The 13725-nt window shown below is 45.9% G+C and carries 15 protein-coding genes; 8 read left to right on the forward strand and 7 right to left on the reverse strand.

What is annotated here, in order from left to right:
• Positions 1-98: 98 nt before the first annotated feature.
• The 4 genes from ICN48_RS01200 to ICN48_RS01215 form a co-directional block, all read right to left on the reverse strand.
• On the reverse strand, positions 99-1334 hold the full coding sequence (locus tag ICN48_RS01200; protein WP_255539402.1) for an ABC transporter substrate-binding protein: 1236 nt from the start codon (positions 1332-1334) through the stop codon (positions 99-101).
• A 76-nt stretch (positions 1335-1410) separates the two neighbouring features.
• On the reverse strand, positions 1411-2652 hold the full coding sequence (locus ICN48_RS01205) for an FAD binding domain-containing protein (protein WP_216151929.1): 1242 nt from the start codon (positions 2650-2652) through the stop codon (positions 1411-1413).
• A gap of 9 nt (positions 2653-2661) precedes the next feature.
• A complete protein-coding gene (locus ICN48_RS01210) occupies positions 2662-3120 on the reverse strand; it encodes a VOC family protein (protein WP_216151930.1) in 459 nt (152 codons plus the stop codon).
• 14 nt (positions 3121-3134) lie between these two features.
• A complete protein-coding gene (locus ICN48_RS01215) occupies positions 3135-3827 on the reverse strand; it encodes a TetR/AcrR family transcriptional regulator (protein WP_216151931.1) in 693 nt (230 codons plus the stop codon).
• Positions 3828-3939: 112 nt separating this feature from the next.
• On the opposite strand from ICN48_RS01215, the gene ICN48_RS01220 reads away from it, so the two are divergent.
• From ICN48_RS01220 to ICN48_RS01250, 7 genes are all read left to right on the forward strand, one after another.
• On the forward strand, positions 3940-4416 hold the full coding sequence (locus tag ICN48_RS01220; RefSeq protein ID WP_216151932.1) for a CoxG family protein: 477 nt from the start codon (positions 3940-3942) through the stop codon (positions 4414-4416).
• Between the two features lie 126 nt (positions 4417-4542).
• The gene (locus ICN48_RS01225) at positions 4543-5397 is read left to right on the forward strand and encodes a xanthine dehydrogenase family protein subunit M (protein WP_216151933.1); all 855 of its coding nucleotides are present in this window, start codon (positions 4543-4545) and stop codon (positions 5395-5397) included.
• A gap of 31 nt (positions 5398-5428) precedes the next feature.
• A complete protein-coding gene (locus ICN48_RS01230) occupies positions 5429-5938 on the forward strand; it encodes a (2Fe-2S)-binding protein (protein ID WP_216151934.1) in 510 nt (169 codons plus the stop codon).
• A 20-nt stretch (positions 5939-5958) separates the two neighbouring features.
• Positions 5959-8355 carry a xanthine dehydrogenase family protein molybdopterin-binding subunit gene (locus ICN48_RS01235; RefSeq protein WP_216151935.1) on the forward strand — a complete coding sequence of 799 codons (2397 nt, stop codon included), beginning with the start codon at positions 5959-5961 and terminating at the stop codon, positions 8353-8355.
• A 126-nt stretch (positions 8356-8481) separates the two neighbouring features.
• Positions 8482-9258 carry a 3-hydroxybutyrate dehydrogenase gene (locus ICN48_RS01240; protein WP_216151936.1) on the forward strand — a complete coding sequence of 259 codons (777 nt, stop codon included), beginning with the start codon at positions 8482-8484 and terminating at the stop codon, positions 9256-9258.
• Between the two features lie 140 nt (positions 9259-9398).
• Positions 9399-9977 (forward strand): superoxide dismutase, encoded by a 579-nt coding sequence (gene sodB, locus ICN48_RS01245; protein ID WP_216151937.1) that lies wholly within the window; start codon positions 9399-9401, stop codon positions 9975-9977.
• Positions 9978-10008: 31 nt separating this feature from the next.
• Complete coding sequence (locus tag ICN48_RS01250; RefSeq protein WP_216151938.1) at positions 10009-10602, forward strand: urate hydroxylase PuuD; 594 nt, start codon at positions 10009-10011, stop codon at positions 10600-10602.
• Positions 10603-10665: 63 nt separating this feature from the next.
• Here the strand turns inward: ICN48_RS01250 and ICN48_RS01255 are convergent, their stop codons facing one another.
• From ICN48_RS01255 to ICN48_RS01265, 3 genes are all read right to left on the reverse strand, one after another.
• Positions 10666-11835, reverse strand: coding sequence for an NAD(P)/FAD-dependent oxidoreductase (locus tag ICN48_RS01255; protein WP_216151939.1), 1170 nt, complete (start codon positions 11833-11835; stop codon positions 10666-10668).
• 69 nt (positions 11836-11904) lie between these two features.
• Positions 11905-12072 (reverse strand): rubredoxin, encoded by a 168-nt coding sequence (locus ICN48_RS01260; protein WP_216151940.1) that lies wholly within the window; start codon positions 12070-12072, stop codon positions 11905-11907.
• A 61-nt stretch (positions 12073-12133) separates the two neighbouring features.
• Positions 12134-12619: a rubrerythrin family protein gene (locus ICN48_RS01265; RefSeq protein ID WP_216151941.1), complete on the reverse strand. Its 486-nt coding sequence runs from the start codon at positions 12617-12619 to the stop codon at positions 12134-12136.
• A 142-nt stretch (positions 12620-12761) separates the two neighbouring features.
• Here ICN48_RS01265 and ICN48_RS01270 point away from each other — a divergent pair, with 142 nt between their 5' ends.
• Entirely contained in the window at positions 12762-13667 is a 906-nt protein-coding gene (locus tag ICN48_RS01270) for a hydrogen peroxide-inducible genes activator (RefSeq protein ID WP_216151942.1), read from the forward strand.
• The last annotated feature ends 58 nt before the right edge of the window (positions 13668-13725 follow it).

The raw sequence follows: 13725 nt of genomic DNA on the forward strand, positions 1-13725 counted from the left end.
AGACCGGTCATAAATGTACTCAGAAAAAACTCCCCTCAACCAAATGGTGTTGGGGAGTGGATCAGGATGAATGAGATATCCACCCTGAAATTTTTGGATTAGGCTTTGTGGCCTAGCTCTGCGCAAGAGCGCATGTTTTTCTCAGTAGTAGGTTCAATCGTCAAAATATTGAAGACGTCATACTTGTCTTTCATATTCTTAGATTTGGACTCTACGATGATGACGGTTTGCACGGCCTGATGGTCGCACTTACGATAGTACTCGGGTCCCTTGTACCAGTCGTACTTCATATTCTCCATTGCGGTAACCACTTTTAGGGTATCAGTAGATTTTGCAATCTTCACCCCAGCCAAGACGCTCTTCACACCAGCATAGCCTAGTGCGCCGTAGTCAGACGGTACGGAGCCGTTATACATTTTGCGGAAAGCATCGTTAAATGTTTTTGCAGTTGGGATCCGATCTTCTAGACCCCAGTAATAAGATGTGCCGCCAATAATGCCCTCAAAGGCTTCTGGTCCACCAGCAAGACGTGAGGTATAGAGAAGTACCGGTGTAACAATCTTCATGCTGGATTTAAGGCCAAAGTCAGTACATTGTTTTGCTGCATTGACCAAGTCGCGACCAAAGTTACAGAGCACCAAAATATCTGGATTCAAAGCTTTGATGCGTGGCAAGAATGCAGAGTAATCAGATGCGCCTAATGGGTGACGGATGTCAGCCAAGGTAGTAGCACCCATTTCTTTACCTGCACGCTCAAAAGCGCGAACCATTTCGTGGCCGTAAGCATAGTCAGCTGTGAGGAAGACAATTTTTTTGCCAAAGCGAGGAATAGAGTAGCGCGCTACAGCACCGGCAGTCATGGTTGGGTTAAGCGCTTCGTGGAATGTATAAACGCTCCAGTCTTTTGCTTCGTTAATGGCATCAGATTGACTGATAGAGTTAAACAGGACCTTACGCTCTTTACATACGGCGTTGATTGAGAGCTGTGTCGCTGCAGACAGAGAGCCAACTACAAAGTTGACTTTATCTTTTTCAATTAATTCTAAGGTGCGCGTTGCTGCTTCTCCTGGGTTTAGCTTGTCATCGCGTACTAAAAGTTCTGCTTTGCGTCCATTGAAGCCACCTGCATCGTTAAATTCTTTGATAGCTAATTCGGCAGCCTTTACTTGATCCTGTGCCTCAGCAGAGAAGGGGCCTGTCAACGGAGTTGGAAAGCCGATCTTAATAGTGTCGGCTTGAGCGTTTGCGACATTAAGCCAAAGTGGTGTGCTTGCAGCTGCAGCTCCACCAATCAACATCTGTCGTCTTGTTTGATTCGTTACTTTTTGTTTCATGGTTGTCTCCTCCATATAAAACTTAGTTAAATAAGAATACTTTTTTGTTTTTTTAAATCTTAACTGAATGCACCTTTTAATGCGCAGATTCAGGCACTGCTTTTCCTTGAGCTAATAGTTCGCTGATATCAATCGCAGTTTCCGCCATGACAGTATCGGCATTTCTTTTGAGCTTCTCGTTATCCCTATTACCCTTGCTACCCTGTGCTTGCATATAACGTCCTAAATATTGGGCTCTAGCTACTACCTGCTGGCCCAATTGGAGTCGTTCATCTCCATAGGCGCTGAGTGCTGCAGGGGAGGCGCCAAGTACAGCAATATGCTTTGCAATCACTATTGCCTCATCAGCAGCTTTTGTAACGCCCATCCCGACGTGTGGCCTGCCAACAAATGCTGCATCACCCATTAAAGCGATTCTGCCAAAGACAGTTTGCTCAGAGCGAACGTCATAAATTGCTTGCAAGAATGGTGCCGCTGTTTTTTCAAGAATCTCAGCATATTGAGGTGCCAGAATTTCTCGCGCTACTGTGCGCATATGGGCAATATGCTTCCAAGAGACTTTCAGCGGTGGAATGCCAGTTTGATAGTAATGTCCGTTGTCATCGGTCAAGAGGCTAACTAACTCTTCATGCTCTGATGCTGGGCGATACCAAACAAAGTTATAACGACGCTTGCCTGAGCGCGTATCGTTGCCAGAGCCTGCCACTGGGTAACCCAGCATTTGCTCACCATTAGGCAAGCAAAAGCCAAAGCGATTAAATAGGGTATCGAGCGTGTGGTTTGATAAGCAGGCTTCATCACATACGCCGCGCCAGGCTATATAGCCAGCGTATTCAGGCTGAATCTGTGGCGCAACTTGCGCTCGAACTGCCGAACGAATGCCATCAGATGCAATCAGTAGCTCGGCATCATATTGACTGCCATCCTCGCACATCACCTGCACAGCGTTCGCATCTTGTGTAACTGACTTCACTGTCTTACCTTGAAGATAGCGTTCAATCGGAAAGCTTTCTTTGAGCATCTGATAGAGGCGACTCCAGGAGGTCAGTACTTGAGGTAATTCCATTTCACCCAGACTTTGGCCATCGGCGCCTAAAGTAATGCGCTTAGTAACGGGGACGCCCAGCGTTTCATCGACTGTGACTCCTGCGGCTCTAAGCGCTTGGGCCAGGGCATCATGAGTCACAATGCCGGCGCCGCGTCCATCTAGGGACCCAACTGTCTTTTCTAGCAAGGTAACGTCATGACCTTGGCGTAGCAAGATATTTGCCGCGAATAAGCCGCCAAGAGAGCCGCCAATAACTAGAATTTTTGCCATCAATTACTCCTATGCTGCTTTAGCATCTAGGGCAGTCTTTTCTGATGCTGGATAGTTCAATTCAATGACAATGCCATTAGGATCATCTAAAAATATTTGATGGAGTCCTATTACTGGTACGGTTCGCTCGCGATAAGAAATCTCTAATTCTTTTAACAAGTTAATTTTCTCTTCTAAGCCATTTGCAAAAAAGGCAATGTGATCGACCGCGCCAGATCCATTAAGGGAGCTAGGATCACGCTCACCCAAATATTTTTTTAGTCCGTTTGGATCATTCTTATCAATAGCAATGAGGTGCAAGACTGCATTTGCCCAGCTGCTCTCATCACCGTTGTAAAGCCAGACCCCTGGAAACGGAAACTCTGGCCTTGGGCCGACTGTTAGGCCAAGTAGCTTGCTATAGAACTCAGTAGTTTTATCGATCTCGAGACTGCGAATAGAAAAGTGATTAAGGCTTAAGTTAGACATGGTGACCTTTTGGATTAAGCGAATAGCGATTTAGCGGAATGAAGGTAAGACTGGACACGGTCGCGAATGATTTCTTGTTCTGTATTGGGGCTCTCAGCGGCATAGATAGCCTGTCCATAGATCCAGCGTCTCATGCCGATATAGAAGACGCCACCATGCAGGCCCATGAGAAATTCGAGTTCACGCTGCGTAGGTTTTGATGTATCTGATATACCGCAATACTTGCGTGTTTCACGAATGAGTCTAGGTAGTAAGCGAGTGCGTAGTAGCTCAAAGAAGCGATCACTGATGGAATGATCACTTAAGCCGGAGAAAATCAAGATGCGCACAAAGTCATAAGTCAGGACTGTGTTCGAATAATCTAAGTAAAAAGCATTAAATTTTTCCTCGGGAGTGAGGGACTCATCATCTAGTAACTCCTCCCACTCCGGCTTCCATCTGGACTCAAAGACTTCTTTGTAAACCTCTTGAATCAGCGCATCTTTAGTTGGGAAGTAGTGATAGAGCAGTGTATGGGTGATGCCCAATTCTTTGGACAAATTCCTTAACTGGCCATCGATGCCATTTCTGGCAAAAAACTGAATAGCACTATCCAATATTTGCCGTTTCCGCTCGGCGGTCCCCATTCTTTTTCTAGTGGGCGCCATTGAGTCTTCTGAAATTTCAGCAGTATTTGGGCTGGTAACGTTATCTTCAGTAAAACGCATGGGTTCTCAGGGTTTATCCGAATTTGGACTTATTGACCAAAAGTTAAATAATGGTGCATTGTTGAACAATTGGTAGATAAGACTCTATTCGTACAAACCCCAAGGAGATCAAATGGAATTAAATGGCGAGCAACTCATATCGGCTCCAATCCCTGAAGTGTGGAAGGGTTTGAACGATATTGACGTGTTAGCCAAGTCCATTCCGGGCTGTGAGGAGATCAGTCGCATCTCCCCGGAGGAGATTCATGCCAAGGTCATGTTTAAGATTGGGCCCGTTAGAGCCCGTTTTGCGGGGAAATTGTTCCTCAGCGACATCATTCCCGACCAGTCCTGTTCTATGGCCTTTGAGGGGTCAGGTGGGGCAGCAGGGTTTGCCAAAGGCAAGTCACGGGTGGAGCTAAAGCAGGCTGATGGCGGTACCTTGGTTTCATATACAACCGAAGCCTCCATTGGCGGCAAATTAGGTCAAATTGGCGGCCGCTTGATTAGCGCATCGGCTAAAAAGATTGCAGACGACTTTTTTCAGAAGTTTGCAAAAGAATTAGGCGGGGAGACAGCAGCGTTGGAGTCAGACGCTGGTAGTAAATAAAAGAGCAGTGATGAGGCTCAAAAAATAAGACTCAAAAATAAAACTATAAAAAGCAGTTGCAGTAAAAAGCAGCATAAAAAATAAATAGCTATCAAAGCTAAATACATTGATGGTGGAGGAGACGTAATGAAATCTGCAGCATTTGATTATGTAAAGCCCAAGGCATTACAAGAGGCCTTGTCTTTGCTTGAGCAGGGTGGTGATGATGCCCGCTTAATTGCAGGCGGACAAACTCTATTAGCTACATTAAATATGCGCTTGTCTGAGCCTAGCGTATTAATTGACATCACTGATATAGCTGAGCTAAAAGGTATCTCTATTGTTGGTGACAGCCTGCGAATCGGTGCGTTAGTAACGCATACCGAAATTGAAGATTCAGAGTTAGTTGCAAAGCATGCCCCGCTTTTAAAAGCTGCAGCTCCGCACATTGCGCATCGCGCTATTCGTAATCTAGGTACTTGGGGCGGCTCCTTAGCCTACGGGGACCCAGCGGCTGAATGGCCGGCTTGCAGCTTGACTTTGCGGGCGACGATGATTATTCATGGCCCTGCAGGCGAGCGCCGGATTTCAGCACAAGATTTCTTTATTGACCTATATACAACTTCTTTAGAGTCTGATGAAATTTTGGTTGCTACTGAAATTCCTCTTGCTTATAAGCAAGAGGTTTTCTATTTCCATGAGCTTGCCAGACGTCATGGGGATTATGCGGTTGCAGGACTAGCAGCAGTTGCACAAAAGCAGGGTGATGTTTTAACTCACTGTGCATTCACATTCTTTTCTGTTGGTGCTACACCAGTGATGGCAATAAAAGCTCAAGAATTGGTGGACGGTCAAAAGCTAACTGATGAAGTCATTGCTAAAGCGGTAGCAGAAGCTCGTAATGAAATTGAAGCCATTGCTGACATTACTAATAGCGCTGAAGCTAAGCAACATTTAATTGGTGTGCTACTTGAGCGCGGTCTCAAGCAGATGATTGCTTAAGCTCGATCAATAAAAGAATTCGGAGATCAGAATGAGTTTGAAGAAGAAAATTTCAATGACCGTGAATGGTCAACTTGTAAATGCAGAGATTGAACCGCGTAGGCATCTGGTAGATTTTTTGCGTGAAGATCTCCACCTCAAGGGCCCTCATTTAGGTTGCGAGCAGGGCGCATGCGGGGCTTGCACTGTAAAGGTCAATGGGCAAATTATTCGAGGCTGTCTCTTTTTGGCGGTTCAAGCCGATGGTAGTGTGGTTGAAACGGTCGAGGGTCTCACCAAAAACGGTGTTTTGACCGACCTGCAAGAATCTTTTATGCGCCATAACGCAATGCAGTGTGGCTTCTGTTCCTCTGGCATGTTGTTGGCTGCAGCAGAGTTAATTGAGAAGCAGCCGAAAGCAACGCGTGAAGAAGTGCGCGAATGGATCTCAGGCAACTACTGCCGTTGCACTGGTTATCACTCGATTGTGGATGCGATTGTTGATGTATTGGATGCTCGCGCTAAGGGTCAAAAAATTAAACCTGTCCTTGCTAACGCTTAAGGTACGGAGGAAAACGCATTATGAATAAGCCAAGTGATTTAAAAGGAATGGTGCTTGATCCAGTTACAAACGATCAGCGTTATATCGGCCATAGCGAACCAAGGCATGGAGCTCGCCGTCTGCTAGAAGGTCAGGGCACTTATATTGACGATATTCAGTTGCCACGTATGGCCCATGTAGTGTTTTGGCGCTCTCCAGTTGCACATATGAAGATCGGCAAAATTCATGCAGAGCACGCTAGCAAGATGCCTGGTGTATTGGCGGTTGTAGATGGTGTGCAAATGGCCAAAATTTGTAAGCCTTGGGTTGCAACTTTAGGCCACTTGGTTGGCATGAAGTCGGCCCCTCAGCATGCATTAGCAATTGATCGTGCGTGTTGGCAGGGTGAACCAGTGGTAGCAGTAGTCGCTGAAACTAGGGCGCAAGCTGAAGATGCTTTGCAGCATGTAGACGTTGAGTGGGAAGAGTTGCCAGCCGTGGTTTCCATGGAAACTGCGCTGGATTCAGATACCCCTGTAATTCATCCCGAGCTTGGCGACAATTTATGCTTCACCCGTAGTTTAGATGTCGGCAATGTGGATGAAGTGTTTGCAACAGCAGATGTGGTTGCGGAAGCGACTTTTGGATTTGGACGCCATACCGGCGTAACGCTTGAGCCACGCTGTCAAATTGCAGATTACAACCCAGGCGATCGTCGCTTAACTGTATATCACTCACAACAAGCACCACACATGATGCAAGATTTATATTGCCGTCAGTTTGGGCTTTCAGAATCAGATGTACATGTGATTTGTAAGGATGTAGGCGGCTCTTTTGGCATCAAAGTTCACGCATATCCAGATGACTTCGCAACAGTGGGTCTCGCAATGATGTTAGAACGCCCTGTAAAGTTTGTTGCTGATCGTCTGGAGTCATTTACGAGTGATATTCATGCACGTGAGCATCGTATTAAAGGTCGTATTGCAGCCAATAAGGCGGGCGATATCTTGGCCTTTGAAATTGATGACTTAACTGCGATCGGTCCTTACTCTATGTTTCCTAGGACTAGCGCCATTGAAGGTAACCAGGTAGTGAACTTGGTAGGCGGCCCATACAAACATCAGAACTATCGCGCTCAATTGAATGTGGTCTTCCAGAATAAAACCCCAACTTGTCAGTATCGTGGGGTTGGTCATCCGATTGCCTGTGCAGTTACTGAGGGCTTGGTTGACTTGGCCGCGCAAAAATTACAGATGGATCCACTCGAGTTCCGTAAACGTAACGTTATTCCAGATGATGCTTATCCATGCTCCGGAATTTCTGGCATTAAGTTAGAAGTGCTTTCTCATGAGCAATGCTTGCGTACCATCGAAAAAATGATGGACTACTCTGCATTGCGTAAAGAGCAGGCTGAGTTGCGTAAAAAAGGTATCTACCGCGGCATTGGATTTGCAACCTTGATTGAATTAACCAATCCAAGCCCTGCCTTCTATGGTGTAGGCGGTGCTCGCATTGCGTCTCAGGATGGCGCAACCGTGCGCATGGATCCAAGCGGTGTGATCTCGGTATTAATTGGTGTTGGAGAGCAAGGTCAAGGTACTGAAGGTATCTACACCCAGATTGCAGCAGACGCTGTTGGTGTTTCAATTGACCAAGTGCGCGTAGTCACTGGTGACACTGATGTCACTCCTTATGGTGGTGGTACTTGGGCATCACGGGGTGCTGGCGTGGGCGGCGAAGCAGTTCTTCTGGCTTCTCAAGCGCTGCAAGAAAATATTATTAAGCTTGCTGGCGCTATTTTGAATCGACCTGTTACAGAGCTTATTGCACGTCGTGGTTATATTTTGGATAAAGCGACTGGTGAGCAGTTGATGCCGTTTAGTGAAGTAGGAAGGGTGGGTTATTTCCGTACCGATACTTTGCCAGCTGGTTTCTCTGCTGATCTGATGGTGACACGTCACTACACACAAAAAGAATACCCATTTATCTTTACGAATGGCGTTCAAGCTTCTTATGTTGAGGTTGATCCAGAGACAGGTTTCGTCAAGTTATTAAAGCATTGGGCAGTAGAAGACTGTGGACGCGTCATTAATCCTATGTTGGTAAATGAGCAAGTTCGCGGTGCCATTGTTCAAGGCATTGGTGGTGTTCTATTTGAAGAGTGCCTCTATGATGAAAGTGGTTTGCTGCGGAATGGCAGCATGGCCGACTACTTGGTGCCAATGGCTAATGAGATGCCAGATATTGAAGTTGCTCACGTAGAGACTCCAACCCAATCCTCAAAATTGGGAGCTAAAGGAGCGGGTGAGGCTGGTACCGCGGGTGCACCAGGCGCCGTTCAAAATGCGATCAATGACGCCTTAGCGCCATTTAACGCAACCGTCTTTGATCAGCCCATTACCTGCGAAAAGATCCTGCGCGCGCTGAAGAAGATCTGAGTTCTAACTGTTCCTAGCCACCCCGGAGCATTGCCTACCGGGGTCGGTCACCATATCCTGTAACATCAAGTTTTAGGTGTAAATCAGCTTGAAGGCCCCTCTAGTTAACTTGATACGATAAAAGAAATGTCCACATTAAAAGGTAAAACTGCTTTAGTTACTGGCTCCACTAGTGGTATTGGCTTGGGAATGGCTATTGCATTGGCAAAGCAGGGCGTCAATATTATGGTGAATGGCTTTGGCGAAAAAGATGAAGCTATTGCCAAAATTAAAGCCTGTGGAGTAGAGGTTGATTATCACGGCGCAGATATGAGTAAGCCCGCTGAAATCGAAGACCTCATCAAGCAAACAGAAAAGCGCTTTGGATCATTAGACATCCTGATTAATAATGCCGGCATTCAGTACGCGGCAAATATTGAAGAGTTCCCAACGGATAAATGGGATGCCATCATTGCTATCAATTTAAGTTCAGCCTTTCATACGACCCATCATGCATTGCCTGGTATGAAAAAACGCAACTGGGGCCGCATCATTAATATTGCCTCAGTCCATGGATTAGTGGCATCTACACAGAAGGCGGCCTATGTTGCAGCTAAGCATGGCATCGTGGGCCTCACTAAAGTGACTGCCCTAGAAAATGCGCGCACCGGTATTACCTGCAACGCTATTTGCCCAGGCTGGGTTTTGACCCCATTGGTTCAAAAACAAGTGGATGCCCGCGCAGAGCGTGAAGGAACTTCTAATGAGGCCGCTAAGACTGCCTTGGTTTCAGAGAAGCAGCCATCTGGAGAATTTGTCACCCCAGAGCAATTGGCAGCCTTGGCATTATTTATGTGTGGCCCTGATGCTTCTGAAGTTCGTGGCGTGGCTTGGAACATGGATGGCGGTTGGACTGCACAATAAACCGTAGCATGCACCATTGAAACTCATGCCAGCAAGGTGCATTGTCGGCATTTTTCTTGGCTCAAACAAAAACCCTAGAATAGTCTATAGTTATTAAAAAATAATCTATATTTAGTTTAATGTAATTAAAAGGAATACAAATGGAACATACCCTACCTCAGTTGCCATATGCACTCGATGCATTGGCCCCATATATCTCTAAGGAAACTTTAGAGTATCACTACGGTAAGCACCATCAGACTTATGTCACTAATTTGAATAATTTAATTAAAGGCACTGAGTTTGAAAATGCTTCACTTGAGGATATCGTTAAAAAATCTGTAGGTGGTGTTTTTAATAATGCTGCACAAGTTTGGAATCATACATTTTATTGGCTCGGAATGAAGCCAAATGGTGGTGGCGAACCTACCGGTCCTTTGGCTGATGCTATTAACGCTAAGTGGGGCTCGTTTGATAAGTTCAAAGAAGAATTTACAAAGTGTGCCGTTGGAACTTTTGGCTCAGGTTGGGCATGGTTGGTAAAGAAGGCCGATGGCAGTCTTGATCTGGTTTCTACTAGCAATGCTGCAACTCCACTTACTACGGATGCTAAAGCACTGTTGACATGTGACGTATGGGAGCACGCTTACTATATTGATACTCGCAATGCACGTCCAAAATACTTAGAAAACTTTTGGAATTTGGTTAACTGGGATTTTGCCAGCCAAAACTTTGCTTAATTAACTTACTGAATCTCTTTAGGAGCATTACATGACCTCTATCTTGACCTCTTTGGGGCGCACCGTTTTGGCGGGCTTTGTTCTCCTCGTTTTAATTATTTTCGCTTTGGGCGGCAACTTTAGCTCTGCTGAACTTCCATTTATTTTCCGTTGGTTGCACGTGATGTTTGGCGTGATGTGGATTGGCTTGCTTTGGTACTTTAATTTTGTGCAAATTCCTTCCATGCCAAAGATTCCCGATGAGCAAAAGCCAGCTATCGGCAAAGTGATTGCTCCAACAGCATTGTTCTGGTTCCGTTACGCGGCTTTGTTTACTGTGATCACTGGTTTGATCGTTGCCGCATTAAATGGTTACTTGCATCAAGCCTTTACATTGCAAGCTCCATTCCGTGCAATCGGTTTGGGTATGTGGATTGCTTTGGTAATGGCCTTCAACGTTTGGTTCATCATTTGGCCAAATCAAAAACGTGCTCTTGGCATCGTCGCTGTTGAAGCAGACGTAAAAGCCAAGTCTGCTCGCGTTGCGATGTTGACATCTCGTTTGAATACATTGTTATCAGTACCAATGCTGTTCTTGATGGTTGCTCAGTCACACAACACTACTTGGTTTGTGATCGTTTCTTAATCACTGCCAGATGCATTAAGAAAAGGCCCGCATTGCGGGCCTTCTTGTTTCTAAGGGCAGCGCTTAAGCCAGAATTGCAGGCAGTTCTTTGGTGAGTGCGCCCCGTTGTGCCGTGGCTGCACCCATGAGTGCAAAGCCCAATAACTTTCCATCGTTAGACTCAAAGCGCGCTTCTAGACCGCCTTCAACAGGTGTTGTAGTCCATTGACCTTGCGCACCCTTAGCCGGGGGCGAAACAATCGTGGCCAATGCGGGTGTTTTGACCATCACAGGCATTGCAGGATAGGTCAAAGCAGTGGTTTGTCCGATTAAGGTTGGCGCTAGTGCTCTTGCTGCTTGCATGATGGGCATCACGTATGGCAGAACCAAACCATCAACCTCCGCACAATCTCCAATAGCAAAGATGTTTTTAATATTGGTTTCGAGTTCGCGATTTACCTCAATACCAATATCGGTCTTGATGCCGGCAGCTTTTGCTAATTCAAGTCTAGGCTTTAGACCAACAGCAGATAAAAAGACATCACAAGAAAGAGTGCTGCCATTTGCAAGAGTTACCTGAAGAGATTCTCCTTGGCGATCAATGGCTTGAACGGTTGTAGAGAGATGCCAGCGTATACCAGCGGCGCTTAATTTACCCTGCAGCTCAAGCGCTGCAGCCTCGGGTAGCAGTCGACCTAAGGCCTGTGGGGCCAGGTCAATCACATCCACTTCGTAGCCGCCCAATACAAGATCATTAGCAAATTCACAGCCAATGAGACCGGCACCCAGAATGGCTACCTTCTTTTTCCCAGAGATAGCATTACGAAAACGTGCGTAATCTTCTAAATCATTAACTGTGATTACCTCGTGCGCAGCATTGCCTTGAAGTGGTAAGCGTATTTGATCGGCGCCCAGGGCCATAACAAGCTTTCCATAAGTTACTTCACCTTTATTGGTTTGAATAGTTTTTGTGCCAACATCAATTGCATTGACATCGCAGTCCGCTAAAACAGTTAATTCTAATTGTGTTGCCATGCCATCAGCTGGTGTCGAGATTAATTGCGCAGCTTCTTTCTTGCTAGCAAGGGCAGTGGAGAGCATGGGCTTTGAATAAAAATATCCAGGTTCCCGAGTGACTAAAGTAATTGGAACTGCTTTATCCAGTTTGCGGATTTCACGAATGACGGTGTAGCCAGCCAATCCGCTGCCTATGATGACAATTGCAGATTGGGATTGGGGGGTGGTTTGATCCAAAGCTGGGCTCTCCAAATAAGAAAAAAGTAAGCGGGTGAAGTGGGTTAGGTGGGTGAGGCTAAATGGGTTTTAGCTTACCTGAACCATTTCAAAGTCGGCCTTGGCGACGCCGCAGTCTGGGCATTCCCAGTCCTCAGGCACATCAGCCCAAAGGGTTCCTGCAGGAATGCCATCTTCTGGGACGCCTTTGGCTTCGTCATATATATAGCCGCATACGATACATTGGTACGTTTTCATTTGGATTCCTTAAATAGTGATTCGATTTTAAATTTAATTTCTAAATATTTCTGCGTAGCCCTTATTGAGCTGCAAATACCTTTGCCTTTTCCAGGGCCTGCTTGTAGTGATTTGCGTGGCGTTCTTCAACGTTTGCTAATGCAGCGAAGCGTTTTGCTGCTTTGGCTAATACTGCCTGAAATTGCTCTGCATGCTCTTTGGATTCTGCAATTTGCTCATCAATCTCCTCAATTGCAGCGGCATTGCCTTCTTCTACTGCCGTTTTACGAAAGGATGGATACATTTCGGTGTATTCATAAGTTTCACCTTCAATGGCGATCTCTAAAGCACGTGCTGGGGTAATGGTGCCAGCAGGGTAGAGTAAGTCTAGGTGACCAAAAGCGTGCATGACTTCTTGATCGGCAGTGGCCTCGAAAATCTTTGCAGTTTCTTCGTCGCCTGCAGCGCGAGACAATTTTGCAAAATAACGATATTTAATATGGGCCATAGATTCACCGGCAAAGGCAGATTCTAAGTTTTGAATAGTTTTGATTTCTGGACGTGCCATTTTGATTCCTTTGTTTGTATATGGTTTGTTGAGTCATTTTTGCTGCTTTCTCAACCATGTATGCAGTGTGCGCCCTATTTGTTTATCAGTCCAATGAATCATTATGATAGTATTAATCTAATTATTCGATAAAGGAGTGGTAATGGCCTATCTACCGTCTTTAAGGCAATTAGGATATTTCGTTGCATTGGCAAAAGAGCTCAATTTCACCCGCGCAGCCCAAGCCTGTTTCGTGGGGCAATCGACTTTAAGTGCTGGATTAAAGGAGTTGGAAGACGCTCTTGGTATCCATTTAGTCGAGCGTGATCGTCAGAATGTTTCCCTCACTCCAATTGGGTTAGAGGTGCTTGAGCGCGCCAAAGTCATCTTGGCGGCATCAGAAGATTTGGTGGAGTATGCGGGTGCAACTGGTAAGCCTATGACTGCTACGATTCGATTAGGCGTTATCCCAACCATCGCACCATTTTTGTTGCCTACCGTTTTGCCAGAAGTTCGCAAACGTTTTCCAGAACTCAAGATTACCCTCAGAGAAGATCTCACTGCAAATTTGCTTTCTAGGTTGGCTGAACATAAGTTAGATTTTGCTTTGATTGCGCTGCCATATGATGTAAATGGTCTTCTCGTTCAAGAATTATTTGATGATCATTTTTGGTTGGTTGCCAAAGAAGGTGATCCTGCCCTCAAGGGAAAAGAAGTGACTTTGCCGGCCAAGATGGCTGAGCGGCTTTTATTGCTAGAGGAGGGGCATTGCTTACGAGAACATAGCTTGCAAGCTTGTAAGCGCGCCGATATTCGTAAGGCCGAAGGCTTAGAGGCCACTAGTCTTCTGACCTTATTGCAAATGGTGGAGTCTGGCCTTGGTATTGCCTTGCTACCTGGCATGGCAGTCAAAAGTAGCCTGTTAAATAACTCTGCATTAGTAGCAAAAGAATTAGCTGCACCTGCCCCTAAAAGGGTTATCGCATTAGTTGCAAGGCCCTCTACCGCACATACCCAGGAATTTAGTGCGCTGGCCAACTGCATTCGTGAGCAATTTGGGGTAACTTAAGAATACCCATTACACGCTCTGTAAAATAGACCAATCCTTGTTACAGTCACCACTCTCA

It is taken from the genome of Polynucleobacter sp. JS-Safj-400b-B2 (genome assembly GCF_018881975.1).
In the GTDB taxonomy this organism is placed as follows: Bacteria; Pseudomonadota; Gammaproteobacteria; order Burkholderiales; family Burkholderiaceae; genus Polynucleobacter.